The organism is Embleya sp. NPDC050493, assembly GCF_044458105.1.
Taxonomy (GTDB): Bacteria; Actinomycetota; Actinomycetes; order Streptomycetales; family Streptomycetaceae; genus Embleya.
Genome location: NZ_JBITHP010000009.1, coordinates 286,465 through 312,461 on the forward strand (window position 1 = coordinate 286,465; position 25,997 = coordinate 312,461).

Sequence of the window (25,997 nt, forward strand, 5' to 3'; positions counted from 1 at the left end):
CCAGTTCTCCAAACCCCCCCGGGGGGTCACCCCTTGCGTTCCCCCCCCCCCGGGGGGGGGGCGGGGGGGGCGCCCCGGGGGGGGGGGGGGGGCCCAAACCCCCCCCCCCCCCCCCCCCCCCCGCCGGTTTCACTGGGATTCCAACCGAATGAATCAGCCGCCCAGCGGGAGTCCGCCGAGGGAGGGCACGGCGGGCAGGGACGGAGCCGCGGGCACGCCGCCGGCGGCGAGCTGACCGGCGGCGGGGGCGGCCTGTGCGACCGCCTGGCCGGCGGCGGGAGCGGCCACGGCGGCGCTCTCGCCGACCGTCCTGTTCGCGTTGCCGGCCGTGGTGGCGGCCGCCTGACCTGCGGTCTTCGAGGCCGCCGGCAGAGTCTTCGAGGCCGTCCCACCAGCCACGTCGCCCGCGCCCTCGGTGGCCGTGGGGACCTTGTCGGCGAGGCCGCCGACGTCGGGCTGGGTCAGCGCGCCGAGGCCACCCGTGGGCAGGTCCGCCGCCTGCGCGGTCGAGGCGCCGAGGATCGGGGCGGCGCCCGCGGCGATGAGCAGCGCGGCCTGGGCTACGCGGCGCGAGATGTGCGTCATGGTGCTCCTCGTGGTGTCACTGAAGGTCGGGCCCCTCCGGCACCGACCACAGTGACTACCGCTCGAAGCACGATCGAGTTGCGGGCATTGTTGGCAAAGTATTGGTAATGGCAAGGAGTGTCGTCACTATTTGCGGCTGACCGGCTGTTTGTCCGGATCGTCGCGTGGATCGGAATCATCCTGCTTTGACGCCAACGGACGGGTGATCATCACCGACTCGCCGGCCTGAGGCGGTATCGCCGTGTCAGCCGCTTCGGCGGAGCCGGAACCCGACCCCGTCCCGGCGCCGGCCGACACCGGCACCGGGTCCGGCACGGCGGGCGGCTCGACCGAGAACGCCGAGCGACCGGTGAGCAGGTATTGGACCGCGAAGCCGAGGGCGACCACCGCGGCGCCGCCGACCGCGTCCATGATCCAGTGGTTGGCGGTGCCCATCACCACCAGCGTGGTGGACAACGGATAGAGCAGGCCCAGCCAGCGCCAACCCTTGGGCGCGATGGCCAGGATCATCAGGCCGCACCACAGCGACCAGCCCACGTGCAGCGAGGGCATCGCCGCGTACTGGTTGGAGATCTTGGTGAGGGCGCCGAAGTCCGGATTGTTCAGGTCCTGCACGCCGTGCACGGTGTCGATGTAGTCGTAGCCGGGCATCAGCCGGGGCGGCGCGAGCGGGTAGAGCCAGAAACCGACCAGGCCGGTGATCGTGGCCACGCTCAGCACGGTGCGGGCCGAGCGGTACGCGGCGGGCTTGCGCACGTACAGGATCGCCAGGATGGTCAGCGGCACGATGAAGTGGAACGTCTCGTAGAAGAAGTTCATGCCGTTCTCCAGCCAGCCGATCCTCGCCACGAAGTGGTTCAGACTCCGCTCGACGTCGACGTGCAGGAACTTCTCCATGTCGATGATCTGTTGCCCGTGCGTCTCGGCGACCCGGCGCTGGTCGGGCACCGACGCCCGGATGAACGAGTAGACCTGGTAGCCGACCCGGATCATCAGCAGTTCGAGCAGCAGGTTGGGCCGGGACAGCGGACGCCAGCCGAACGGCAGCGCCGGGATCCAGGAGAACCGGCTCTGCGCGGCGGCCCCCTGCGGCATCGCCCGCGGGGTCCACTCGGCCGAGGTCTTGGTGATGAACGGCACCGCGCAGGCCGAGGCGATCGCGAGCAGCAGTGGCCCGTTGTCGGCGACCACCCGGACGGCGGACAACTTGCCCCAGATCAGCGTCTTGCTGTCGAACGTCATGATCATGAAGACCGCGACCGGCCACACCATGCGGTCGGTCTGCCGGGCGCCGAGGCGACCGGCGGCGGCGAGCAGGATCCACAACTGCTGGTGCTGCCAGGACACCGGAGCCACCGCGACCATCACACAGCCGGCCAGCGCGACGCCGAGCAGAGCCTGTCCGTCCTTGGCGTAGGCCACCGCGCGCGGCAGGCCGAACCACAACACCGCCGCGGACAGCACCACCACGAGCACTATCTCCAGCGGCCCGGAGAGCCCGATCCGCAACAACAGGCCGTGCAGCGACTGATTCGACAGCGCGTCGGCGTCGCCACCCAGACCCGCACCCGCGACGTGGTGCACCCAGTAGGTGAACGAGTCGCGCGGCATGGTGATCCAGGCGAGCGCGGTGCAGGCCAGGAAGGTGGCGGTGGTGTTCGCGGCGGCACGCTGCTTGCCGGTCATCCACAGGTAGACGGCGAACAACAACATCGCCGGGTGCAGCGCGGTGGCGACGCCGGCGGCGATCGAGGCGAGCCTGCCCGGAGCGGGTCGGAGCATCACGGGCAGCACGAGCAGCACCGGGAGCAGGCTCATCTGGCCGAGCGACAGGTTGCCCCGGACCGGCAGCGACAACACCAGGAGGCTGATGATCAGCGGGGCGGCGAGCAGCCGCGCACGACGCGTGCGAAACGCCGGAAGGGCATACGCGACCAGCACCCCGATCGCGGCCACGATCAGCAGCGTGACGATCGTCCACGCGACGCCCAACGCGTTCTCCGCCGCCTTGGTCAGCGGGCGCAGCACCCAGCCCGCGAACGGCGTGCCGGTGAACGTGGAGCCGCGCGAATCGGTGTCGTAGAGCGAGCCGGGCAGGTGCAGGACACCCTCCGGGCCGAGCCAGGCGTCCAGTTCCGGCAGCCTGCGGTCATGGGGTCGGTCGAGTACCTCGTTGGCCTGTCGGATGGCGACGCATGCGGCGAGCAGCCACAGACCCACCAGGGCCAGAGAGATCCTGGTCCTTCGTATGTCCAGCAGCCGGCGAACGCCTGCCCTCACCATGTGCGACTTCTCCCGTTTTCCGTGTCTTGTCGCCCGATGGCCCTCGATCCGTGGCGAGGCCATCCGGTTGCCACGCTTCGGACACCTTGTCACCGCCCGAGTGTGACGGAAAGCGGAGGGGCCCTCGCCGGACCCGCGCCGTACGCTCGTGGGCGGCATGGAACACATCGCCGAATCGACGAGGGGCGAGAAACAACAATGGTGCCGCAGGACGCGTCGACGCGGACGCACAAGTCCCCCGAGGGGCTCATCCCCGTCTCCTTCCGCCAGGCCGGACCAACCGACATCCCTGCCCTGGTGGAGCTGATCGAGTCCGCCTATCGCGGAGACGAGAGCCGGCAGGGCTGGACCACCGAGGCACACCTGTTGGAGGGGCAGCGCACCGACATCGACGGTGTCGCGGCGGTGGTCGAGGGGGCCGACAGTGTGATGTGGATCGCCGAGCGCGACGGCGTGTTGCTGGGTTGTTGCCAGTTGGAGCGCCGTGCGGACTCGGTCGTCTACTTCGGCATGTTCGCGATACGACCGGGTCGGCAGGGCGGCGGCCTGGGCCGGTCGTTGCTGGCCGAGGCCGAGCGGGTCGCGGTGGAGCGGTGGGGCGCCAAGCGCATGCAGATGACCGTGATCCGCCAGCGCGACGAGCTGATCGCCTGGTACGAGCGGCGCGGCTTCGCCCGAACCGGCGTGTCGTCCCCGTTCCCGTACGGCAACGAGCGGTTCGGCAGGCCACTGCGCGACGACCTGGAGTTCGAGCTGCTGTCCAAGGACCTGTGCTGACCCGGGACCCGCGCGGAACGAGGCCCGTACGACCGCGGATGCGAGCCGAACCGGGGCTCCGGACGGGCGTCGCACCGCGTCCGGCATCCGGCAGCGGGACCGGCGCCGGTCGGCCCGCGCCGGGCCGGTTCGGGATTCCCCTCGATTCGGTGATCGCCGTGCCCGGACTTCGGTAGACCGGCGCCTGGGCGTCCCGATCGTGACAGCATGGGCGTTCGGGGATAGTTCGGCCCCGACACCGGTCGCTTGGGGGAGTCGAAGCCGTGTCGCACCACGAACCGCCACCGCCGTACCCGCAACAACCCGGGCAGCCGCGACAACCCGGGCAGTCGCCCCCGCCGCCACAACGCGGCGGCCGGCGCGGCAACCCGTTGATCACGCTGGTGATTGCGCTCGTGGTGGTGGCGGTCGTGGTCACCGTGATCATCCTGGTCGCCCGCGGGGACGACGGCGAGGACGGCCCGAGCAAGTCCCCCGCGACCCCGGCACCCCGGCAACCGGGCGTGCCCTCGGGCCTGTTGCCGTCCGGACTGCTTCCCTCGGGGCTGGACATCCCCTCCGACCTGCTGCCGGACCTCGGTTAGGACCCGTCCGAGGTCGGGTCGCCGTCCGCCGGGCAGGGCCCGGGCCTCGGCTCCCGGGCAGACCCGTGACCACCCCGGAAATCGGCGTCGCTCCGCGCGGGCCGTGCCCGGATGCGAGGGCGCCCGCGTTGGGACACCCGGGTGATTCGTCGGCCCGCCCGCGGTCCGGTCACCCGATTCGGGGCGTTCGCTGCCTACTGTCGGCTGACATGGCCAAGCTGATGATCGGATCGTCCGTCCTGTTACTGATCGCCGGCGTCGTGGGCGCCGGACTGATCGTGCTGCCCGCGGCACCCGCCGGGGCGGTCGAGGAACGCATCTGGGACCGGATCGCGGACTGCGAGAGCAACGGTCGCTGGGACCTGGACTCGGGCAACGGCTACTACGGCGGGCTGCAGATCCTGCCGAGCACCTGGGACGAGGCGGGCGGGCAGGAGTACGCCACCCGCCCGGACCGGGCCACCCGCGAGGAGCAGATCGCCATCGCCGAGGAGATCCTGCTGATGCAGGGCTGGGAGGCGTGGCCGCAGTGCGCCCGACAGGTCGGGCTGCTCGGGGCGACCTACACGGTCAAGGCGGGCGACACCCTGTCCTCGATCGCTCGCGACCTCGGCGTGATCGGCGGGTGGCAGGCGCTGTACGCGGCGAACATCGACGTGATCGGCCCGGACCCGGACCGCCTGGTGCCGGGCACCGTCCTGGACGTGCCGAAGGCCGCTCGCAGGAGCGGCCCTCGATGGAAGCGAACCGATGTGGATCATCGGATGTTCGGTGCTCACGACTGGGATCGAACCAGTGACTTCCTCGGTGTGAACGAGGCGCTCTCCCGCTGAGCTACGCGAGCCTGCGTAGGTTTCGTGCACATCCTAACCAGTAGTGCGCGAGTGGGTCGCCCCCTCCCCGTGACGGGGCGGCCCGCTCGTACCCACCGCCCTTCGGCGGAGCCTCCACAGTGCCGCCGAATGCCGATCGGGTTCAACCGGTTTTCCGCCGCCCGGACGGGCGCGCAGTGCCACCAGCAGACCGCAGATGCCGAACACCAGGGTGAGTGGCGGCGCGGGCCGGCGCAGCAGTCCGATCAGGTCCAGGTCGGCGGAGAACCCGTCCCGGTGGGCGGCCGCCAGACACAGGATCGCGCCGGCCACCGCACACACCGCGCAGGCGGCGAGAGCGGTCGGGACCGACCGGCTCCGGTCGGTGTGGCGAACTGTCACGGTGGCTCCAGGGCGGATGTGCAGCGTTTCCTCCAGCCTGGCCGGGAGGCCGCCCGCGAACCAGGTAGGTGCCTGGCGGATCGGGGGTGGGGCCAGCCCCACCTTTGCCGGACGGGCCGAAACGCCTGCCCTGTCGGTGCCGTGTGCCTATCCTGGGCTGCCCGTGTGACCGCCGACCGGAGGCGCCCCGCTCGATGAAGCTGCTGCACGCCGCCGACCTGCACATCGACAGCCCGCTGCGGGGACTCTCCGGCTACGAGGGAGCGCCCGCGACCCGGATTCGCGGGGCGGCCCGCCGGGCGGTGGTCAATCTGGTGGACCTGGCCCTGGCCGAGGCGGTCGACGCGGTGTTGCTCGCGGGCGACATCTACGACGGCGACTGGAAGGACTACCACACCGGCCTGTTCTTCACCGTGCAGATGCGCCGCCTGGCCGAGGCGGACATCCCGGTCCTGCTGGTCGCGGGCAATCACGACGCGGACAGCCGGATCACCCGCGAACTGCGCCTGCCCGCCAACGTGCACCGGTTCTCCACCATGCGTCCCGAGACCGTGACGTTCGAGGATCTCGGTCTGGCCGTGCACGGCCAGGGCTTCGCCGTCCGGGACGTGACCGACAACCTCGCGGTGAGCTACCCGGCGCCGCGCGGCGGGATGTTCAACGTCGGGCTGCTGCACACCGCGCTGACCGGCGCCGAAGGGCACGCCAACTACGCGCCGTGCAGCGTCGGCGATCTGGTCTCGCGCGGCTACGACTACTGGGCGCTCGGCCACGTGCACACGCGCGAGGTGGTGCACGAGGCCGAGCCGTGGATCGTCTTCCCGGGCAACGTGCAGGGCCGGCACGCCCGGGAGACCGGGCCCAAGGGCGCCACGCTGATCACCGTCGACGGCGACCGGGGCCGGGCCGCGATCGAGCACCGCGACCTGGACGTGGTGCGGTGGGCGCGGCTGGACGTGGACGCGACGGGGGCGAGCGACATCGAGGACGTGCTGGACGCGGTCCGCCGGCACCTGGCCGAGGAGCGGGCCGCGGCCGGCGACCGGTTGCTGGCCACCCGGGTCCGGATCGTCGGCGCCAGTGCCGCACACGAGGCGCTGTGGCGGGACGAACGCCGGTTCGTGTTCGAGACCCGTGCCCTGGCCGCCGAGTTCTCCGGGGTGTGGCTGGAGAAGGTCCGACTGGAGACCCGGCACCGCGACCTGGGCGACGCGGGCGTCGAGTTGCCGACGCTGGTGGAGGACCTGGCGCGCACCGCCCGGGCGCTGCGCGCCGATCCCACCGCACTGGAACAACTGGTCCGGGCGGTGCCGGGGCTGCGCACGCTCGACCCCAAGGTGGCCGAGGAGGGCATCGCGCCCGCGGATCCGACCTGGCGCGCGGACATCTTCGACCAGGCCGTCGACCTGCTCACCGCGCTGGTCACCGGGAGCGACGGGGAGTCCGGATGAGAATCGACCGGCTCGACCTGATCGCGTTCGGCTGCTTCACCGACCGGCACATCGAGCTCGGCGCGCCGGGCGTCCACGTGATCTGCGGCCCGAACGAGGCCGGCAAGTCCACCGTGCGGCACGCCCTGGACCAACTCCTGTACGGGATGGACCGGCAGACCTCGTACGACTTCGTGCACGCGATGCGCGACCTCAAGCTCGGCGCTTTGGTGCGCGACGAGCACGGGAGCGTGCTGGACGTGGTGCGGCACAAGCGGGACAAGAATCCGCTCACCCGCGCGGACGGCACGGTGCTCGCCGAGACCGAGCTGACCCGGGTGCTCGCCGGCGTGGGTAGGGACGACTTCCGGCACGTGTTCGCGCTGGACCACGCCGGGCTGCGCGAGGGCGGGGCCGAATTGCTCCGGGGCGAGGGGGACATCGGGCGGGCACTGTTCGAGTCGCGCTCCTCGGCCCGGCTCGGCGAGGTGCTCACCCGCCTGGAGGAGCGCGCCGACGAGCTGTACAAGACGCGCGGGAAGAACCAGCGGATCAACGCCGGACTGACCGAACTGGGCCGGCTGCGCAAGCGGGTCCAGGACGACGGCCTGGCCCCCTCGGTGTTCGGCGAGGCGGTCAAGGAGGCCCGGCGCGCCGAGGAGGAGCGCGATCGGCTCGGCCGGGACCGCAGCGATGCGCGGGCCGCGGCGAACCGGCTGGATCGCATCCGGCAGGCGCTTCCGGTGCTGGCCCGCAGGAGCGCGCTGGATGCCGAGCGGGCCGAGCTGCTCGCCGAGGGCCCGCCGGTCGCCGCCGAACTCACGGCCGAACTGGAGGCGTTGGACGAGCGCGCCCGCGAGGCCGCGGCGGACGTCACGCGCGCCGCCCGAGACCTCGCCGAGGCCCGCGTCGAGGCGGCCGACGTGGTGGTGGACGGGGTGTTGACGGCGCACGCCGCCGAGGTGGAGGCGCTGCACGCGGACGTCGCGGCCGTGCGCGACGCGGTCGACCTGGCCGCCGACGCCGACGCCGAGGCGTCGCAGACCCGGGCGGGCGCCGCCGAACTGCTGTTCCGGGTGCGTCCGGACCGCGCCCTCGACGATCCCACCGCGTACGACGTGCCGGCCGGCGTGGGCGAACGGGTGACCGAGCTGCGCGACCGGCTCAAGATGTGCGAGGCCCGGCTCGCCGGCGCCGCCGAGCAGGTCGCGCATCGTCGCGCCCGGCTGGACGCGGCCCGTGCGGCCTGCGACCTGACCCCCGAGCCCGGCGACCCGGCCGCGTTGCGCGCGCTGCGTCGGGCGGTGCCGGGCAGCCTGGTCGAGGACATCGTGCGCGACGAGCAGCGGGTGGCCGAGCTCGAACGCGAGGCGGAGGATCTGCGCGCCCGGCACGGTCTGCACGACCCGGCCCTGTTCGCCGACGACCACGCGGCGCGACTGCCGCTGCCCGGCCGGGAGCGGGTCGCCGACCACGTGGAGCAGACGACCCGGGTCTTGGACGAACTGCACACGATCACGACGGCCCGGGACGCGGCGGTGGCCGAACACGACGCGCGGCGCCGCGAATTCGCCATGCTCTCGCTCGCCGATCCGCCGCCCGTGCCCGCGGACTGGGCCGCCGCCCGCGCCGAGCGGGACCGGTTGTGGACGCAGATCTGTGCGAGCCCGCCGCTGACCGACGACCGGATCGACGCGTTCGAGCACGCGGTTCGGGCCGCGGACGAGATCGCCGAGCGGATCGCCCGCCGGGCCGAGGACGCGGTCCGGCGCGGCCGGCTCCGGGTGGACCTCGAACACGACGAACGCACGCTGGCCCGACTGGCCGAGCGGCGGCAGGAGGCGAGCGCGCGCCGGGACGAGCTCGCGGCGCAGTGGACGCGGACCTGGGCGGCCTGCGGGCTGCCCGCGCCGGACCCGCACGACGCCGCCGCGTTGCTGGACGCGATCCGGGACCTGGCCCGGGTCGAGGTCGAGGCGCGCACGGTGCGAGCCCGACTGACCGCCGGCCGCGAGCGGGCCGCCGAGCTGGTGGCCGCGTTTCGCACCGCACTGGCCGAATCCGGCGCGCCGACCACGACGAGCACCCTGGCCGCGCTGATCGAACAGGCCGACGCACGCCGCGACGCGCTCGCCGACGCGGCGCGGCTGCGCGAGAGCGCGCTGGCGGCCGTGCGCGAGGCCGAGGCCGAACTCGCCGAGGCGGGCGCGGAGTCGGACCGGGCCCGGGACGAGCGCGCCGCGTGGGAGCGGCGCTGGTACGACCTGGTGCACGGCCTGGACCTGCCCGAGGGCGACCCCGACACGGTCGCCGCCGCGGTGGGCACGCTGGCCAAGGTGGCGGCAGCGGTCGGCCACGCGGCCGAGGCGGAGCTGCGTCGGGCCCGCGCCGCCGACCGGGTGGCCGGATTCGGCGCGCGGGTGGCCGAGGTGTTCACCGCCTGCGGGCGCCCGGTGCCGACCGAGGTCGACGGCCGACCGGCGTTCGCGGCCGTGCTCGCGCTGTACGAGGAACTGACCTCGGCCCGCAACGCCGAAGCGGCCCGCGATCGGCTCGCCGAGCGGATCGACCGGCTGGAGCGCACGGTCGCGGCCGGGCGGGAGGCGGTCGAGCACGTCGCCGGCGAGCTCGCCGCGCTGGTCGCCGGGGCCGGCGCCGCCGATGCCGACGAACTGCGCCGCGCGGTGCGGCGATCCGACCGGATACGGGAGATCGAGGGCACGCTCGCCGACCATCGCGAGCTGCTGTCGCCGGAGGTCGAACAGGAAGCCGCGCGCTACACGCCCGAGGAACTCGACGTGGAGATCGAGGACGCCGCGCGCCGCGTCGAGGAGGCCGAGGCGGCGTACGCCGCGGCGGGCGAGGCACTGGGTCGGCGCCGGCAGATCGTGCTGGACCTGGAGCGCGAGTCGACGGCCGCCGCCCGGGCGCAGGAGGAGGCCGCCGGCACGGTCGCGGCGATCGCCGAGGACACCGAGGAGTTCGTCCGGTTGCGGCTGGCCCGCGAGGTGCTGCTGCGCTGCATGGAGGACTACCGCAAGCAGAACCAGGCCCCGGTGCTGGCCCGGGCGGAGGAGGTCTTCACCGCGCTGACCGCGGGCCGCTTCGATCGGCTGCTCGTGGAGACCGACGGCCGCAAGGGTGCCCCGGTGCTGCGTGCGCGCCGTGCCGGCGGCTCCTCGTCGCCGGGTGCGCAAGGCTCCGGCGCGTTCGCGGCCGGGTCGATCGGCGTGGACGAGATGAGCGAGGGCACTCGCGATCAGCTGTATCTGGCGCTGCGGCTGGCCTCGTTGGACGCGTACGCGGATGCCGGCCGGGCGATGCCGATCGTGCTCGACGACATCGCGATGACCTTCGACGACGGACGCACGCGGGCGATGCTGGCGGTGCTGGACGCGATGGCCGACCGGTTCCAGGTGGTGCTGTTCACCCACCACCCGCACCTGGGTCGGCTCGCCGTGGACACGCTTGCGCCCGGCCGCGCCCACGTGCACGAACTGCCGGTCTACGTGGCCCGCTCGCCGGCGGGTGAGCCGGCGGCGGGGTGAGCCGGAGGGCGCGCCGGTCGAGGAGGCCGGCGGTGGCCCGGGTGGGCGGGTCAGGCGGTCATCGCGAGTCGGAAGCGCACACACTTGCCGCCGGGTTCGGGGACCGATTCCCAGCCGTCCGAGAGTGATTCGACCAGCAGCAGGCCGCGGCCGGTGGTGTCGTCGTCGGCGGCTTCGACCACCTGTGGTGCCCGGGTGTCGGTGTCGTGCACCTCGATCCATACGCAGGCGGCGCCGTCCGGGGCGCGATCTCGACGGACCACGACGCTGAACGGGCGTCCCAGGCCCGCGTGACGTACGGCATTGGTCGCCAGTTCGGAGGCGAGAAGTACGGCGATGTCGGACAAAGAGTCGAGGTCCCAGACCGTCAGTGCCACGCGGACATGCTCCCGCACGGCGGACACGCATGCGGGCATCGCCGGCAGCGTGATGGTCGGGCTGACCTCGTCCTCTGCATCCGCCACTTCCGGATCGGCCAGGGTGGTCATGCAGCTACCTCCTGTTGCGTGGGCTGCGTTTGCCCCCGCAAGCGGCCCCGCCCCGTCCCGTCGCTTTAAGTGATCTTGCAAGCGCGTAAAGTGAGGGTGCTCGGTAGGATGCTCCACGAAACCCGGTGGTGCAACTCTCGCCGCCACTTCGGTGTCCGCGTGTACACGGTTCACCCGATCGGGCGATGTCCCCGGCCCTCACATGGAGGCAGCGGGTTCTGGTCGCCCGTCGGCGTGGCCTCGACAAGTCAGGGGTGACGGGCCGATGGCGACCTTGTCGCGGGAAACCCACGCACCGACGTGGCGACGGAGCTCGTACAGCAGCGTGCAGGGGAACTGCGTCGAAGTGGTGAATCGGCACCCCTGCGAGGTGGTGGTGCGTGATTCCAAGCAACGTGCCTGCGCGGTCCTGCGGTTCACCGATCGGGAGTGGACGCACCTGTTGGTTGCCCTTGTCGGGCGCCGGAATTGACGATCAGTCAGAATCGGCTGCGGTGAGCACCGGCGGGTCGCTGTGCCGAAAGACGTGCGCCAGGCCCGGTTCGACGATCGACCCGGGCACCTCGCCGTCGAACCAGCGGTCCACGTGCGCCCAGTGATAGGGGTTCAGCAGATACTCGCCGGTCAGGCCCTCGACCGTGGCGTATTCCTGCTCCCACACATGCGTCCACGGCGACGCCCGCCCGGCCCGCCGCGCCACCCGGGACAGCGCCCACGAACGGATGGTCGCGATGTGGTCCGGCATGGCGATCAGATCCGACTCGAACTCCGCGAGCACGTCGGCGGATGTGCCGGTACGCACGGTCAACAGCAGCGTGCGCTTGATCCGCGGTCCGGTCGTCGGCACGAACGCGGCGCGTACCGGGCGCAGCGCGACCGCCTCGGCGTGCGCGGGAAGTTCGGGCGCCGCGCCGGCGTCGAGATCCCACGAGAAGCCGTGCCCGCCGACGCTGCCGGGCAGATCCGGTCCGGCCGAGCGCACCCCGGCGAGTCCGGGACCGGGCATGGTTGCGGCCAGCACCACCCAACGTGTCATGTGTGTGCTCCGCTGCGGTGTGCCGTGCGGTCCGCCCCGGAGGGGGCCGCCACGGTGGGATTCGTTCCGGTTGTACCCGTCTCGGCGGGAGCCGTCCCGGCCGCGCCCGTGGCCGCGGGGTCCGGGGCCGGTGTGTCGGCGGGTTCGGGCATCGCCGGTTGCAGCGCACGACGTTGCCGCTCCAGCGCATGGCTGTCGGTGGCCGCCCAGAACGCCGCGACCTCCGGATCCGCCGCCGCGGCACCGCGCATCGCGTAGAAGGCACGGATCCCGGGCAGCACCCACAGGATGTGCACGGTGGTCGCGTCGCGGCCCGCCGGCGAGCGCCACACCCGTTCCAGTCGCATGCCGCGGCGCTGCGCGCCGGGCAGGTAGTGATCATGGAACCGGCCCAGCCACGGCGCCACCTGATCGTTCGTCAGCGTGACGTGGTCGAGAATGTTCACCACCCCGGTGGCGGGGTCGACGCCGCTGCTCACAGCTTGTCCAGCACTCTCTCGCGGTACTGCGCGATGCGCTCGCGCAACGTGTCCAGCCCATTCGGACCGGCCAGTTCGGCCGGAGTGGGCGCGAACACCAGGCGGCTCGCACCCGCGTCGGTGAAGCGACGGACCCAGGTCGGATCGTGCTGGAGATCGCGGTCGCACGAGCCGGGCCACGCGGTGATCTCGACCGCGTCCTCGGCCCGACCGGCCGAGAGCGCCGAAGCGCGCAACAGTTCGGCGCGCGCCTCGAACTCCTCCGCGCCGATCGTGTACGGGAACCAGCCGTCGCCGATGCGACCGGCCCGGCGCACGGCGGGCTCGCTGTTGCCACCCAGGATCACCGGTACCGCGCCGCGTTCGGGCCGGGGCAGGCAGTGCACCCGCTCGAAGGTGGTGAACCGGCCGTGGAAGGTGGCGGGAGCGTCGGCCCACAGCGCGCGCATCGCGCCGACGCACTCCTCCAGTCGGGCCCCGCGCTCGGCGAAGGAGGCGCCGACGGCGGCGTATTCCTCCTTCTGCCATCCGATGCCCAGGCCCAGCATCAGCCGGCCGGCCGAGTGCCGGTCGATGGTGGCGACCCGCTTGGCCAGCACCACCGGGCTGTGCAGCGGGGCGACCACCATCGCCGTGCCGAACCGCAACGTGCGCGAGGCGCCCGCCAGGAAGGCGATGGTCTCCAGCGGATCGGGCATCGGTACGACGCCGGCGGCGCTGGGCGTGCGACCGGAATCCGAGTACGGGTACAGGGGTTCGTAATCCTCGGCGACCACGACGTGCTCGACGGTCCATACGGATTCGACGCCGCACTCCTCCAGCGTCCCGGCGAAGTCGCGCAGGAAGCCGCCGGAGGTGATCAGACCGTCCGCGAAGGGCGCCATCACGCCCAGCTTGATCGTCATTCTGACGCCCTTTCAGATCCCGTGCCCGCACCCTGCCTCGGCAGGCGTGCGAGCGCAAGGCCCGACCGACGGTGTCGTTGGACACGCGGCCGAAGGGCTCCTCGACCTCGCCTGGTGCCGGGCGCGGCACCAGGACCCGTCCCGTGCCGCTTGGGCACGGCATGCCGCGTGCGCCCGCCATCGGGGCGCGGGCGCACGCGGTCCGGAGAGCGGCCCGACAGGGGCCGAAGGGACGGGTCGGGGCAGTCCCCTAGGAGAGCTCGACCAGCTCGACCAGCTCGTCGTGGCGATACAGCGGGCGCAGGCCGTCGGCGAAACGCACCGTGTACCACTGATACGGGGACAGCGGCGGCCGATGCGCGTCCGCGAACACCTCGCACACCTCGCCGACGTGGCCCGTGCTCAGGCCCACCTGCACGCGCACGCGGGTACCGACCTCGAATCCCTGCCAGCGGGTGGCCCCGCCGCGAACATGCTCCTGGGTCCTCGTCGTCGCGTCGCCCATGACGGGCACCGCCCTTCTGCCGATGGGTAGTTCACTACAACTGTCGAGAACGGCTCCCATACCCGATATCGGGCCGCGCGCGCACGCTCTTGACCCGAGGACTCCGTTCGCGCGCGGACTTCACCCGGAAGGAGCGCCCGAGTGGCGTGGGCGAGCCGGCAGGCTTCCGATGTGGACGTCTTGTTGTGGGTCACCGCCGTGTCCGGTCTCGCCTGGCTCTACCTGACGCTGTGCCACGGCTGGTTCTGGCGCACCGACGTGCGCCTGACGGGCTCGCCCGGGCCGGTGGCCGACGCCGTGTCGGTGGCGGTGATCGTGCCCGCCCGGGACGAGGCGGCGGTGCTCGGGGACAGCCTGCCCACCCTGCTCGCGCAGGATTTTCCCGGCCGGGCCGAGGTGCTCGTGGTCGACGACGGCAGCACCGACGGGACCGGCGAGCTGGCCCGACGGCTGGGAGCGGCCGGCCGGGTGCCGCTGACCGTGACCTCGCCGGGCGAGCCGCCCGCGGGCTGGACCGGCAAGCTGTGGGCGCTGCGGCACGGCGTCGAGTCGGTGGGCGAGGTGGACTGGATCCTGTTCACCGACGCGGACATCGCGCACGCGCCGGATTCGCTCGCCCGCCTGGTCGGCGAGGCCGAGCGGGACCGGCTCGACCTGTTGTCGGTGATGGCCCGGCTGCGCACGCACACCCGGTGGGAGAAGCTGATCGTGCCCGCCTTCGTGTACTTCTTCGGCAAGCTCTTCCCGTTCCGCCGGGTGAATCGGCCGCACTCGCGGGTCGCCGCCGCGGCGGGCGGCTGTGTGCTGGTCCGGCGCACCGCCCTGGCCCGGGCCGGCGGCGTGGCGGCGATCCGGGACGCGGTGATCGACGACGTGTCGCTGGGCACCGCGGTCAAGCGGGCCGGCGGCCGGATCCGACTGGTGCTCGCGGATCCCGCGCACCACGTGGACAGCGTGCGGCCCTACCCGGCACTGGCCGATCTGTGGAACATGGTCGCGCGCAGTGCCTTCGCCCAGCTGCGGCACTCCTGGTTGTTGCTCGCGGGCACGGTGCTGGGCCTGGCGCTGATCTATCTGGCCGCACCCGTGGCCCTGTGCGCCGGGATCATCGGCGCGGATGCCCCGCTCGCGCTGCTCGGGCTCGCCGTGTGGGCGCTGATGACCGCGACCTATGTGCCGATGGTGCGCTACTACGGACGGCCGGCCGCGGCGGCGGTGTTGTTGCCGTTCGCTGCCACGCTGTACCTGGGGATGACCGTGCACTCGGCGGTCCGGCACGCCCGCGGGCGGGGGGCGGCGTGGAAGGGTCGTACGTACCCGGCGCCGGCCGAATAGGCTCCGTGGGTGCCCAGCCCAGACTCCACGGCCCGTCCCTATCGCGACGGCGTCCCCGAACACGGCCGCGTCCCCAAGTCGTACACGGTGAAGATGAGCCTTCTCCAACTCATGGACGAGTTGGGCGAGGACGCGTTGTTGCCCTCCGAACGCGAACTCGCCGCGAACTACGGCGTCGCCCGCAGCACCCTGCGGGCGGCGATCGGCGAGCTGGTGATGGAGGGCCGACTGCGCTCCGCCCGCGGGCGGGGCACCTACGTCGCGCCGCCCAAGCTCATGCAGCCGGTCAGCCTCGGCAGCTACACCGAGGCGGTGCGCTCGATGGGCCTGACCCCCGGCCGCCGCGTGGTCACCCTCGAACACCACGTCGCGCAGCCCGACCTGGCCGACCGGCTGCGGATCCGGACCGGCGACCTGACCGTGCACCTGGAGCGGGTGCTGCTCGCCGACGACGAACCGATCGGCCTGGAGAGCACCTATCTGCCGCTGGACCGCTTTCCCACCCTGCTGGAGGTCCTGCGCCCGGAGGGCTCGCTGTACCTGTGCCTGCAAAAGGACCTGGGCGTGGTGTTCGCGGAGATGGACGAGACCGTGGAGACCGTGTTGGCCGCGCCGCGCGAGGCGCTGCTCCTGGAGACCAACCCGGCGCTGCCGATGTTGCTGGTGATGCGCACGTCCTACGACCCGGAGGGGGTGCCCATCGAGCGGGTCCGGGCGCTGTTCCGGGGGGACCGGATGGGTTTCGCCACGCGCCTGCGGGCATAGGCCCCATCCGGCTTTCATAACGAGAAGGTAACAGGTTCGGACCTTAACGGACTGTTCACCCGGGCGACACACCGCCTCCGCATGCTCGGCATCGACCGCTCCCAAGCTGGTCGCATTCGCCCCCGAGAACGTGGAGGAAGCCGGTGCGAGTCATCGTCGTCGGAGGTGGCGTGCTGGGCACCATGCACGCCTGGCAGGCCATCGATCGAGGTCACGAGGTCGTGCACATCGAGCGCGAGCGTGAGGCGCGCGGTGCTTCGGTGCGCAACTTCGGCCTGGTGTGGATCGGCGGCCGGGCCGGCGGCGACGAACTGGACACCGCCCTGCGGGCCCGCGAGCTGTGGGAGCGGATCGGCGCCGACGTGCCCGGCACCGGCTTTCGGCCCAACGGCTCGCTGACGGTGTGTCGAGGCGCCGAGGAGGTCGCGGTGGCCGAAGCGGCCCTCGCCCGCCCCGACGCCGCCGAGCGCGGCCTGAAGCTGCTCACCCCGAACGAGGCCCGAGAGCACAACCCGGCGTTGCGCGGCACCTTCGACGCGGCGCTGTGGTGCGAGCGGGACGGCGCGGTCGAGTCCCGGGTCGCGCTGCCCGCGCTGCGCGCGCACCTCGCGGCCGGCGGCCGCTACACCTGGCTGCCCGGCCGCGAGGTGCGCGACCTGTTGCCGAGCGGCACCGGCGTGCGCGACGACCACGGACACACCCACGAGGGCGACCTGGTGCTGCTGTGCACCGGCGCCTGGCTGACCGGCCTGGTCCGCGAGCTGGCCCCGGAACTGCCGGTGCGCCGGGTGCGCCTGCAGATGATGCAGACCGACCCGCTCGACGAGCGGCTGACCACCTCGGTCGCCGACGGCGACAGCTTCCGCTACTACCCGGCCTACGCCGGCACCGCGCTGGACGCGCTGAAGAGCGCCCACCCGCAGGCGCCGGTGCCCGCCGAGCACCGCATGCAGCTGCTGATGGTCCAGCGCCTGGACGGCGGCCTGACCATCGGCGACACCCACGAATACGACGAGCCGTTCACGTTCGACGTGGACTCCGCGCCCTACGAGCACCTGGTCGAGGTCGCCGAGGGGCTGCTCGGCCGCCCGCTGCCCGCCGTACGCCGCCGCTGGGCCGGGGTGTACGCGCAGACCACCGACACCACCCGCGTCGTGCACCGCGAGCAGGTCGCCCCGGCGACCTGGCTGGTGACCGGCCCCGGCGGACGCGGGATGACCTGCTCACCCGCCATCGCCGAACGCACCGCGCACCTCGCCGGCCTCTAGATGCGCCCGGCGCCGTCGCGCCACCCCGAACCCGCCACCCTTCGCCGAAAGCCCACCGGAGCACCACTGATGACGCACTGTCAACTCGCCGTCCTGGACATGGCCGGCACCACCGTCGCCGACGACGGCCTCGTCGTCGAGGCGTTCACCCGGGCGATCGGCGCGGTCGGCGTCGAGGTCGGCTCCGCCGACTTCGTGCGCAAGCTCGACTACGTCGAGGCCACCATGGGCGAGAGCAAGATCACCGTCTTCCGAGCCCTGCTCGACGGCGACGAAAAGCGCGCCCGAGCCGCCAACCTCGCCTTCGAGGCCGCCTACGCCGACCTGGTCGCGCAGGGCCGCTGCGCGCCGATCGACGGTGCCGAGGACGCCATCCGCGCACTGCGCGCGGCCGGCGTCGCCGTCGCCCTGACCACCGGCTTCGGCCGACCCACCCAGGACGCGATCCTGGCCGCGCTCGGCTGGACCGACCTCGCCGATCTGACCCTGTGCCCGGCCGATGCCGGACGCGGCCGGCCGTACCCGGACATGGTGCTCACCGCGGTGCTGCGTCTGGGCGTCGAGGACCTGCGCGCGGTCGCCGTGGTCGGCGACACCGCGTACGACGTGCTCACCGGACTGCGCTCCGGCGCCTCGATCGCCGCCGGTGTGCTCACCGGCGCCCACGACCGCGCCGCGCTCGAAGCGGCCGGCGCCACCCACGTGCTCGGCTCCATCCGCGACCTCCCCGCCCTGCTCCAGGGCTGATTCGTCTTTTCGAAAGGGCGATTTCCCATGCGACGCATCCTCGGCCTCACCGCCGCCGCCACCGTGGTGGTCCTCACCGCGACCGCCTGCGGCGGGACCGGTGGGAGCGGCTCGGACGACACCGGACCCGCCGCGAACGCCGCCCCCGGCGGCGCCCCGGCCAAGGGCTCGGGCAGCGTGACCGTCTACTCCGTGGACGGGCTCGCCGACTGGTACACCAAGCGCTTCGCGGACTTCGAGAAGAAGACCGGGATCAAGGTCAACCTGGTGGAGTCCGGCTCCGGCGAGGTGGTCACGCGCATGGAGAAGGAGAAGGGCAACCCGCAGGCCGACGTGGCGATCACGCTGCCGCCGTTCATCCAGCGCGCGGCCCAGGCGAACCTGCTCACCGCGTACACGCCGGCCGGCGCCGACAAGGTGCCCGCGACCTCGAAGGACGCGCAGGGCCGCTATGTGGCCGTGGTCGACAACTACGCGTCCTGGATCTACAACCCCGATCAGGCCAAGCCCGCGCCGACCAAGTTCCGAGAGCTGACCGACGGCCGGTTCAAGTCCAAGCTCCAGTACTCCACGCCCGGCCAGGCCGGTGACGGCACCGCCGTGCTGATCCAGCTCCAGCACCTGTACGGCAAGCAGGGCGCGCTCGACTACCTCAAGCGGCTCGAATCGAACAACGTCGGCCCGTCCTCCTCCACCGGCAAGCTCCAGCCCAAGGTCGGCAAGGGCGAACTCAGCGTCGCCAACGGCGACCTGCAGATGAACCTGGCGTCGATCCACAACGACAAGTCCAACTTCAAGGTCTGGTTCCCGGCCGACGACGCGGGCAAGGCCTCGACATTCGCGCTGCCGTACTTCATGGGCCTGTCCTCGGGCGCCCCGCACGCCGACAACGGCCGCAAGCTGATGGACTACCTGCTCTCCCCGGAGGCGCAGACCTCGGTCTCCGCCGACGCGCTCGGCCTGCCCGTCCGCGAGGACGTCAAGCCGACCGACGCCAACGCCGCCGAGATCGCCAAGGCCCTGGAGGGCGTGGAGATCTGGACGCCGGAATGGGACACGGTCCTCAAGGAACTGGACGCCGACCTGGCCGACTACAACAAGGCCGTCGGTCGCTGACCCGACCGGTCCGGACACACCCCGAGAGAACCGCGGACAGGGAGGGAACCCGCATGACCGCACCAGCCATCGAGCGCACCGAGGCGACCACCGCGCACGCAGCGCCGATCGCAGCGGCGATCGGCATCCAGGATCTGACGGTCCGCTACGGATCCGTCGTGGCCCTGGAGGGGCTGAGCCTGGAGGTCGCCCGAGGCGAGACGGTCGCGCTGCTCGGACCGTCCGGCTCGGGCAAGTCCACGGCACTCAAGGCGGTCGCGGGTTTCCTCCGGCCCGCCTCCGGACGGATCACCCTGGCCGGGCGCGACGTGACGTACGAGCCGCCGAACAAGCGCGGAATCGGCGTCGTCGTGCAGAACTACGCGCTGTTCCCGCACATGCGGGTCGCGGACAACGTCGCCTTCGGCCTCAAGGCCCGCCGGGTGCCGCGTGCCGAGCTGGCCCGCCGGGTCACCGAGGCGCTGGACATGGTGGGCATGGCGAGCTACGCCCGGCGCTACCCCCGCGAGTTGTCCGGCGGCCAGCAGCAACGGGTGGCGATCGCCCGCGCGTTGGCCATCCGTCCGCCCGTACTGCTGCTCGACGAACCGCTGTCCGCGCTGGACGCGACGCTGCGCGCCGACCTGCTCGGCGAGTTGCAGCGGTTGCGGGCCGACCTGCCGGACGTGGCGATCATGTACGTCACGCACGACCAGACCGAGGCCCTCGCGCTCGCCGATCGGATCGCGGTGATGCGGGATGCGCGGCTGGTGGACCTGGACGCCACGGATCGGCTGTACCGGCGTCCGCCCAGCGAGTTCACCGCATCCTTCCTGGGCGCGGCCAACCTGCTCGGCGCGCGGGTGCTCGCGGCGTGCACGGCCGGGGACGACACGGTCGAGGTCGCGGTGGGCGGACTGACCGTCGCCGCCGATCCCACCCGGGCGTTCGCCGAGGGCGAGCGGGCGATGCTGGTGGCCCGCCCGCACACCCTCGGGGCGACCGCGGTCGACCACCCGGACACGCTGCCCGCGACGCTCACCGCGATCCAGTGGCGCGGTGCCGACTACCGGCTGACCTGCGTGCTCGACGAAGCGACGGGCCCGGCGGGGAAACCGGGTGAGCGGGAGCGGTCGGAACAGTCGGGGCGGTCGGGCCGGGAGATCCGGATCGACGTCGCCGACCTGGCCCGGGTGCCGGCGCTCGGCGAGCGACTCGGCGTGGCGCTGCCCGCCGAGCCGTGCGTCCTGGTCCCGGCGGGAGCGGCCGGATGACCGCGACCCTGACCGAATCGCCGCCCGCGGCCGAACCGACCGCGGCCCCGACGCCCGTGAGCAAGGCCCGCGGCGGCGCGTCCCGGGCATTGTGGGTGCTCCCGCCGCTCGTGCTCGCCGCCGGATTCTTCCTCTATCCGCTCGCACTCGTGGTCAAGCAGTCCTTCGTCGACAAGAACGAACACGTCGGCCTGGACGTCTGGCGCGACGTGCTGAACTCGCCCTCGTTCGGCGACGCGCTGTGGAACACGGTGAAGATCGCCGTGTTGTCCACCCTCGGCTGCCTGGTCGTCGGCTTCTTCCTGGCCCTGGTGTTGTCCTTCGTCCCGTTCCCCGGCGCCCGGGCGGTCGGGCGGATCGTGGACACCGTGCTCGCCTTCCCGTCCTTCCTGATCGCGCTGGCCTTCACCTTCCTGTACGGCACGGCGGGCGTGGTCAACGCGGCGGCGGACAAGCTCGGGCTGGGCGAACCACTCGTCGGCTTCCTGTACTCGCCGTGGTGCGTGGTGCTGGCCGAGATCACCTTCTACACCCCGTTCGTGATGCGCCCGCTGCTTGCCGCCTTCGCACTGGTGCCCCGGGACCGGCTGGACATCGCGGCCTCGCTCGGCGCGGGACCACTGCGGGTGATCCGCCAGGTGCTGCTTCCCGAGGCGTGGCCCGCACTCGCGGCCGGCGGCAGCCTGACCCTGCTGCTCACGCTCAACGAGTTCGGGATCGTGCTGTTCATCGGCGCCAAGGACGTCACCACGCTGCCGATGCTCGTCCACGCCAAGGGCGCGGTCACCTTCGACTACCCGGGCGCGTGTGTGGTCGCGGTGGTCGAGGTCGCGCTGTCGCTCACGCTCTACGCGGTCTACCGATTCGTCTTCTCCCGGACAGGAGCCGGCCGTGCTGGTCTGGTCGCGTAGCGGTCGTGCCCTCGTCTGGGCGCTCTTCGCACTCGTCTTCGCCCCCCTCGTGCTCGCCCCGCTGGCGATCCTGGGCATCGCCGCCTTCGCCGGCGACTGGAACAGCGTGCTGCCGGCGTCCTGGACGAGCGAGAACATCCGCGAGGCCACGGCGGGCACCAACCACGACAGCCTCGTGGTCAGCATCGAGACGGCGCTGGGCGCATCGCTGATCGCGATCGTGGTCGGTACGTGGGCGGCGATCGCCGCCCGGACCGCGCCGCGCTTCATTCGCCGGCTCACCGACGCGGTCTTCCACCTGCCGGTCGCGGTGCCCTCGGTGGTGGTCGGTCTGGGCATGCTGGTGGCCTTCAGCGACGGCCCGATCCTGCTCAACGGCACCAAGTGGATCGTCATCGCGGCACACGCGGTGCTGGTGGTGACATTCGCGTACTCCACGGTGTCGGCCGGCCTCGACCGGACCGACGCGGCCTTCGCGGACGTGGCCGCGTCGCTCGGCGCGAGCGCCGCCCGGGTGCTGCTGCGGGTACGGCTGCCGATGCTGCTCCCGTCGATCACCGCGGCGGCGAGCCTGGCGATCGCGCTGTCGATGGGCGAAGTCGGCGCGACGATCATGGTCTACCCGGCCGAGTGGCGGACGCTGCCGGTCTCGGTCTTCACCCTGACCGACCGGGGCAAGGTGCTGCTCGGCTCCGCGGTCACGGTGGTGCTGTTGGTCGCGACGCTGATCGTGCTCCTGGTCGTCGGCCTGCTCAAGGGCCGGGTGGAGGAGCGCAAGCGGCGGCGGTAGCGGTTCGCCGGATGGCGCCGGCGCTGCGCCGGTCGGCTCAGTTGCGGCCGAAGGTGCGCGCGGGCGGAGCCGGCGACGCGACCGCCGTGGCGTCGTGCACCACGGCCGCCCCACCGGGGAAGTCGGCCAACGCGGCGCCGTGCTCGACCCGCCCCGGGAACGGGTCGGCGGCCGTACGCCGGGCCAGCTCGCCGATCGGCAACTCGCCGTGCGAGGCGACCAGGACGACATTGCCGAACCGCCGCCCGCGCAACACCGCGGGGTCGGCGATCAGCAGCAGATTCGGGAACACCGAGCGCACCGTCGCCACCTGGGAGCGGACGAAGTCGAGCCGACCGCCGTCGGCCAGATTCACCGCGTACACCCCGCCGGGGGCCAGCGTCCTGGCCACCTCGCCGACGAACTCGGCCGACGTCAGATGCGCGGGCACCCGCGAATCGGCGAACACGTCGACCACGGCGAGATCGAACGCGGCGTCCGGCGCCTTGCCCGCCACCTCGCGGGCATCGCCGGTGCGTATCCGGATCTGCCAGTTCTTCTCCCACGGCAGTTCCCGGCGGACGAACTCCACCAACCCCGCGTCCAACTCGGCCACCTGCTGCCGCGACCGGGGCCGAGTGGCCGCCACGTAGCGGGCCAGGGTGAGCCCGCCGCCGCCGAGGTGGAAGGCCCGCAGCGGCTTGCCGGCGTCCGCGATCAGGTCGACCACGTGGCCGAGCCGACGCACGTACTCGAACTCCAACCACGTCGGGTCGCCCAGATCCACGTGCGACTGCGGCGACCCGTGCAGGCGCAGCGTCCACGCCCCGGACCGATCCGGATCGGGCTCCAACTCGACGCTGCCGGAGCCCACGTCGGCCCGGATCGGCTCGGGGGCGCGACCGCGTCGACGCTGCTTGTCTGCCATCCGACCAGTATCGAGCCGGTCGGCGCCCGACGCGGACCGACTCGATCCCGGCTCGGATCGAGACGGTCTCGGCCCGGATCGGGACGGTCCGTGCGCTTTGGCGGCGATCAGCGGCCGGTTCGGACGAAGCGCTCCAGCCTGTCGTCCGCGCCACCGCGCAGGGTGCGGTCACCGGTCACCGCGGAGACCGTGATGTTCCCCTTGTTCAGCTCGGTCCAGTCGGCATGCCGCTTGGTCTCCGGGCGACAGAACGTGCCGGGCACCGCACAGTCGCCCTGGCCGATGGCGAAGGTGTCGCCGTCGGGCGAGGCCGAATACCGGATCGCGACCACGGTCTCGGTACCGATCTCGGTCCACACCGGCCGGCCGGGCTGCTTCCCCGGCACCGCGTTCGGGTGGTTGATGCTGATCACGTATTCGTCCGACAGCGCCTTGCGGTCCTTGAGCTGTGCCACATACGAGGGCAGGAAGTCGGCGAACGCCCGGTAGGTGGCCGGAGTCACCTTGAACGAGGCCATGTCGAAGCCGCCGCTGAGCGCGATGGCCGGCTTGCCGTTGTCGATCGCGGCGATGGCGGCGCCCAGGGTGCCCGAGTCGTTGGTGACCGAGGCGACGTTGGGTCCGGAGTTGATCCCGGTGAGCACCAGGTCGGGGCCGTTCCGCCAGCCGACCTTGGCGGCGAGCCCGCCGCGCAGGGCGAGCCGCACGGTGTCCACAGGGGTGGCACTCGGCGTGGTCGGGCCGCACGGGGCGTCGCCCTTGCACACCCCGAAGACGGCTCCCTTGCTCGGGGCCTGGGCACAGTCGCCCTCGAAGCCGGCAGGCAGCGCGGTGCGCCTGGACACGGTGAGCGCGCCGCCGCCGGTGGCCGCGGTCCCGAACCCGCTCATGAATTGCCACGGCGCCATCACCACGACGTCGGCCCCGGCGGCACACAGCACCCGGCGTACCTCGTAGATGCCCCGGCCGTCGGCACCGTCGGGCTTGGCGTTCTGCATCGAGTCGTCGTTGCTCAACAGGATTCGCATCCCGGCTACGGACGGGCGGTGGTCGCCGTGGCCGGGAGCCGCGTCGGCACTCCCGGTCAGGGCCAGGAGCAGGGCGCCGGCACCGAGGGTGGCGGGCAGGGCGGCGAAGCGCTTCCGCTGAAGCTTCATGATTCCTCGACTCGACTTCGTACCGAATACGGAGGAATCGACGATCGAGCGTTCACGACTCGAACACTCGCGGCCGATTCCGGTGCGAGTGAACGTAGAAGCTGAACCTAGTGAGTGAAAGGTTTGAGACCTAAGCGTTACCAATGAGTCGGAGTCGGGGACTCTCGGTGGGCGGCAGGGCACGCCACGAGCAGCTCTCGGCGGCGAAGAAGCACTGGGACCGGCCGACGACGTCACCGGCGTCGACGGGTTCGTACGCCCCGGGTCCGTCCACCGGATCGAAGTCCAGATAGAAGAGATCGCCGTACGTCTCATCGGTGAAACACGACAGCACCGGGTCGAAATAGAGCATTCCGGAGAATCCCTTGCCGTGTTCGACCCGGTAGTCGCGAAGTCCCGTGAGCGTGAACTCGACGGGAATCCACGGCCAGCCGTGCTCCCGGTCCCGAGCGTCGACCAGGACGCGAGCCGTGGCCCCACCCGGGCTGAACGGGTCGTCGATCCGTACGCGGGTGACACACCCGTTCCCGAAATCGAACAAGCCCAGGAGATCGCCCAGGCTGTCCGGGGTGAGCAGGGACATGGGGCCCTCCGGTCGGCGGCGGTGCAGTTCGGTACTCCACCCCAATCATTACGACTGGTGCGCCGCCACCGTACGGAACTATCGGGCCGACCGCGCTCGCGCCCGGCCTCGCGCTCAGACCCGGCTGACCAGCCGGGAGATCAGCGCACCGGCGGCGAGGTAGACCACCGCGGCCAGCCCCTGGTTCACCGCGACCCGCGCCTTGACGTTGTCGGGGGTGAAGAGGTCCCGCGACCAGCGGGTCAGCCAGTCCGCCCAGTCGGCGATGGTCTCCACCGCGCCGTTGGAGGGATTGGCCTCGAAAACGAACAGAATGATGTGCAGGACGATGATCACTGCGATCGCGGCGGCCACGACACTGACGACCGTTGCGATCGGGTTCACTCGCCGTGCAGTTGAGGTAACCATGCCCGGAGTCTGCTCGGGTTCGAACACCCGAAACGGAGCCTGTGTGTGCCGGTTTGCAGTCGGCCCCGGGCCCCCGGTAGGGTCCTCCAAGTTGCCCGACAGGGAGACCTGAGACAGACGCGTGCCTAGGCGCCCGCGCTGGCTGGTCCCGGGGTGGCCAATCCGATCACATGAAGCCGGGTGTGCTGCGCATGCGCATCACACGCGTCGTTCCGTGTCCGGGTGCCCCGCAGATTCACCGGAACGCGAATTGCTGCCGATTAGACGGTGGGAAATGCGATCCGCTAATGTTCGGGGCGTCGCAGAAAGCAGCGGGAAGAACAAATTTCCGAAGCCGAAGCGGTGAGCGAAGCGGGTCGAAAGACCTGGTAAGCTCGAAGAGCCGGAAGCCAAGGAAACGAAAGTTTCGAAGGCGGAAAGCAACGGACGAAAAGCGGGCCGCAAGATCTGCTAGAGTCCGGGAGGCGGAAAACGCGGAAACGCGGTGGACGCCGAAAGCGAGGAAAGCGAAGCCGCCGAAACGGTGTGCTAAGCTGGAAACGCGAAAGCGAAACAAAAGAAACACAAGCTAGACAAGCTCAACAAGCTACACACTGAACGTTAAACGCCCGGAGGGCGCGGTTGATTCCGCACCGAAGGAAGCGTCCGTTCCTTGAGAACTCAACAGCGTGCCAAAAGTCAACGCCAAAGAAACACCCCCGGCGCTGAGCGTCTTCCCACTCGGGGAGCAGCGGTCAGTGTTGGTGGTTCCTTTGAAGAAAATCCTGGGTCCTGTCAGTGGGCCCAGGTCACAGCAAGGACGCCGGCGACATACCCGGACTATTCCTCCGGGAGAGTCGCCGCTCACTTATTGTGTTCCACCGGATTACCGGTGAACATCAATGGAGAGTTTGATCCTGGCTCAGGACGAACGCTGGCGGCGT

25 protein-coding genes, 1 tRNA gene and 1 pseudogene are annotated in these 25,997 nt (G+C 71.8%); 14 read left to right on the forward strand and 13 right to left on the reverse strand.

Translation table 11 applies throughout. The annotated features are described in order from the left end of the window. Window positions 1-153: 153 nt before the first annotated feature. Entirely contained in the window at window positions 154-585 is a 432-nt protein-coding gene (locus tag ACIBM5_RS20315; RefSeq protein ID WP_396008130.1) for an ATP-binding protein, read from the reverse strand. Between the two features lie 126 nt (window positions 586-711). Next, a complete protein-coding gene (locus tag ACIBM5_RS20320) occupies window positions 712-2,868 on the reverse strand; it encodes a bifunctional glycosyltransferase 87/phosphatase PAP2 family protein (protein WP_396008131.1) in 2,157 nt (718 codons plus the stop codon). A 198-nt stretch (window positions 2,869-3,066) separates the two neighbouring features. Between ACIBM5_RS20320 and ACIBM5_RS20325 the strand changes: the two genes are divergently transcribed. The 3 genes and pseudogenes from ACIBM5_RS20325 to ACIBM5_RS20335 form a co-directional block, all read left to right on the forward strand. Further along, the gene (locus ACIBM5_RS20325) at window positions 3,067-3,645 is read left to right on the forward strand and encodes a GNAT family N-acetyltransferase (RefSeq protein ID WP_396008132.1); all 579 of its coding nucleotides are present in this window, start codon (window positions 3,067-3,069) and stop codon (window positions 3,643-3,645) included. A gap of 263 nt (window positions 3,646-3,908) precedes the next feature. Continuing rightward, on the forward strand, window positions 3,909-4,229 hold the full coding sequence (locus tag ACIBM5_RS20330; RefSeq protein WP_396008133.1) for a hypothetical protein: 321 nt from the start codon (window positions 3,909-3,911) through the stop codon (window positions 4,227-4,229). 221 nt (window positions 4,230-4,450) lie between these two features. Further along, a pseudogene (locus tag ACIBM5_RS20335) lies at window positions 4,451-4,927 on the forward strand (transglycosylase family protein); the annotation flags it as partial. A gap of 74 nt (window positions 4,928-5,001) precedes the next feature. Here the strand turns inward: ACIBM5_RS20335 and ACIBM5_RS20340 are convergent. Both ACIBM5_RS20340 and ACIBM5_RS20345 read right to left on the reverse strand, forming a co-directional pair. Beyond that, window positions 5,002-5,073, reverse strand: a tRNA-Val gene (locus ACIBM5_RS20340). A gap of 22 nt (window positions 5,074-5,095) precedes the next feature. Beyond that, entirely contained in the window at window positions 5,096-5,443 is a 348-nt protein-coding gene (locus ACIBM5_RS20345) for a hypothetical protein (protein WP_396008134.1), read from the reverse strand. 194 nt (window positions 5,444-5,637) lie between these two features. On the opposite strand from ACIBM5_RS20345, the gene ACIBM5_RS20350 reads away from it, so the two are divergent. After that, the gene (locus tag ACIBM5_RS20350) at window positions 5,638-6,894 is read left to right on the forward strand and encodes an exonuclease SbcCD subunit D (protein ID WP_396008135.1); all 1,257 of its coding nucleotides are present in this window, start codon (window positions 5,638-5,640) and stop codon (window positions 6,892-6,894) included. Further along, a complete protein-coding gene (locus ACIBM5_RS20355) occupies window positions 6,891-10,421 on the forward strand; it encodes an AAA family ATPase (RefSeq protein ID WP_396008136.1) in 3,531 nt (1,176 codons plus the stop codon). Before ACIBM5_RS20350 ends, ACIBM5_RS20355 begins: the two co-directional genes overlap by 4 nt. Before the next feature lie 50 nt (window positions 10,422-10,471). Here the strand turns inward: ACIBM5_RS20355 and ACIBM5_RS20360 are convergent, their stop codons facing one another. Continuing rightward, a complete protein-coding gene (locus ACIBM5_RS20360; protein WP_396008137.1) occupies window positions 10,472-10,909 on the reverse strand; it encodes an ATP-binding protein in 438 nt (145 codons plus the stop codon). Window positions 10,910-11,174: 265 nt separating this feature from the next. On the opposite strand from ACIBM5_RS20360, the gene ACIBM5_RS20365 reads away from it, so the two are divergent. Continuing rightward, complete coding sequence (locus tag ACIBM5_RS20365) at window positions 11,175-11,381, forward strand: DUF397 domain-containing protein (RefSeq protein WP_396008138.1); 207 nt, start codon at window positions 11,175-11,177, stop codon at window positions 11,379-11,381. A gap of 3 nt (window positions 11,382-11,384) precedes the next feature. Here ACIBM5_RS20365 and ACIBM5_RS20370 read toward each other — a convergent pair whose 3' ends face one another. The 4 genes from ACIBM5_RS20370 to ACIBM5_RS20385 all read right to left on the reverse strand — a co-directional run bounded on the left by ACIBM5_RS20370 (window position 11,385) and on the right by ACIBM5_RS20385 (window position 13,834). Further along, the gene (locus ACIBM5_RS20370; RefSeq protein ID WP_396008139.1) at window positions 11,385-11,945 is read right to left on the reverse strand and encodes a Dabb family protein; all 561 of its coding nucleotides are present in this window, start codon (window positions 11,943-11,945) and stop codon (window positions 11,385-11,387) included. Beyond that, on the reverse strand, window positions 11,942-12,424 hold the full coding sequence (locus ACIBM5_RS20375) for an NIPSNAP family protein (protein ID WP_396008140.1): 483 nt from the start codon (window positions 12,422-12,424) through the stop codon (window positions 11,942-11,944). Before ACIBM5_RS20375 ends, ACIBM5_RS20370 begins: the two co-directional genes overlap by 4 nt. Further along, window positions 12,421-13,329, reverse strand: coding sequence for an LLM class F420-dependent oxidoreductase (locus tag ACIBM5_RS20380; RefSeq protein ID WP_396008141.1), 909 nt, complete (start codon window positions 13,327-13,329; stop codon window positions 12,421-12,423). Before ACIBM5_RS20380 ends, ACIBM5_RS20375 begins: the two co-directional genes overlap by 4 nt. Before the next feature lie 250 nt (window positions 13,330-13,579). After that, window positions 13,580-13,834, reverse strand: a complete 255-nt coding sequence (locus tag ACIBM5_RS20385; RefSeq protein WP_396008142.1) for a hypothetical protein — start codon at window positions 13,832-13,834, stop codon at window positions 13,580-13,582. 171 nt (window positions 13,835-14,005) lie between these two features. On the opposite strand from ACIBM5_RS20385, the gene ACIBM5_RS20390 reads away from it, so the two are divergent. From ACIBM5_RS20390 to ACIBM5_RS20425, 8 genes are all read left to right on the forward strand, one after another. After that, complete coding sequence (locus ACIBM5_RS20390) at window positions 14,006-15,169, forward strand: glycosyltransferase (RefSeq protein WP_396008143.1); 1,164 nt, start codon at window positions 14,006-14,008, stop codon at window positions 15,167-15,169. An 87-nt stretch (window positions 15,170-15,256) separates the two neighbouring features. Further along, complete coding sequence (locus ACIBM5_RS20395; RefSeq protein ID WP_396008164.1) at window positions 15,257-15,934, forward strand: GntR family transcriptional regulator; 678 nt, start codon at window positions 15,257-15,259, stop codon at window positions 15,932-15,934. Window positions 15,935-16,077: 143 nt separating this feature from the next. Beyond that, window positions 16,078-17,202: a TIGR03364 family FAD-dependent oxidoreductase gene (locus ACIBM5_RS20400; RefSeq protein WP_396008144.1), complete on the forward strand. Its 1,125-nt coding sequence runs from the start codon at window positions 16,078-16,080 to the stop codon at window positions 17,200-17,202. 69 nt (window positions 17,203-17,271) lie between these two features. Next, complete coding sequence (locus tag ACIBM5_RS20405) at window positions 17,272-17,949, forward strand: phosphonatase-like hydrolase (protein ID WP_396008145.1); 678 nt, start codon at window positions 17,272-17,274, stop codon at window positions 17,947-17,949. 27 nt (window positions 17,950-17,976) lie between these two features. Continuing rightward, window positions 17,977-19,065: a 2-aminoethylphosphonate ABC transporter substrate-binding protein gene (locus ACIBM5_RS20410; RefSeq protein WP_396008146.1), complete on the forward strand. Its 1,089-nt coding sequence runs from the start codon at window positions 17,977-17,979 to the stop codon at window positions 19,063-19,065. 53 nt (window positions 19,066-19,118) lie between these two features. After that, complete coding sequence (locus ACIBM5_RS20415; protein WP_396008147.1) at window positions 19,119-20,318, forward strand: ABC transporter ATP-binding protein; 1,200 nt, start codon at window positions 19,119-19,121, stop codon at window positions 20,316-20,318. Then, window positions 20,315-21,229 (forward strand): 2-aminoethylphosphonate ABC transporter permease subunit, encoded by a 915-nt coding sequence (locus ACIBM5_RS20420; RefSeq protein ID WP_396008148.1) that lies wholly within the window; start codon window positions 20,315-20,317, stop codon window positions 21,227-21,229. The genes ACIBM5_RS20415 and ACIBM5_RS20420 overlap by 4 nt, the downstream gene beginning before the upstream one ends. Next, window positions 21,210-22,019, forward strand: coding sequence for an ABC transporter permease (locus ACIBM5_RS20425; protein WP_391587393.1), 810 nt, complete (start codon window positions 21,210-21,212; stop codon window positions 22,017-22,019). Before ACIBM5_RS20420 ends, ACIBM5_RS20425 begins: the two co-directional genes overlap by 20 nt. A 37-nt stretch (window positions 22,020-22,056) precedes the next feature. Here ACIBM5_RS20425 and ACIBM5_RS20430 read toward each other — a convergent pair whose 3' ends face one another. The 4 genes from ACIBM5_RS20430 to ACIBM5_RS20445 all read right to left on the reverse strand — a co-directional run bounded on the left by ACIBM5_RS20430 (window position 22,057) and on the right by ACIBM5_RS20445 (window position 25,074). Further along, entirely contained in the window at window positions 22,057-22,926 is an 870-nt protein-coding gene (locus ACIBM5_RS20430) for a spermidine synthase (RefSeq protein ID WP_396008149.1), read from the reverse strand. Window positions 22,927-23,033: 107 nt separating this feature from the next. Continuing rightward, window positions 23,034-24,083: a 5'/3'-nucleotidase SurE gene (locus tag ACIBM5_RS20435; RefSeq protein WP_396008150.1), complete on the reverse strand. Its 1,050-nt coding sequence runs from the start codon at window positions 24,081-24,083 to the stop codon at window positions 23,034-23,036. A 130-nt stretch (window positions 24,084-24,213) separates the two neighbouring features. Continuing rightward, window positions 24,214-24,666, reverse strand: coding sequence for a hypothetical protein (locus tag ACIBM5_RS20440; RefSeq protein WP_391587396.1), 453 nt, complete (start codon window positions 24,664-24,666; stop codon window positions 24,214-24,216). Between the two features lie 114 nt (window positions 24,667-24,780). Further along, window positions 24,781-25,074 carry a hypothetical protein gene (locus ACIBM5_RS20445; RefSeq protein WP_391587397.1) on the reverse strand — a complete coding sequence of 98 codons (294 nt, stop codon included), beginning with the start codon at window positions 25,072-25,074 and terminating at the stop codon, window positions 24,781-24,783. Between the last annotated feature and the right edge of the window lie 923 nt (window positions 25,075-25,997).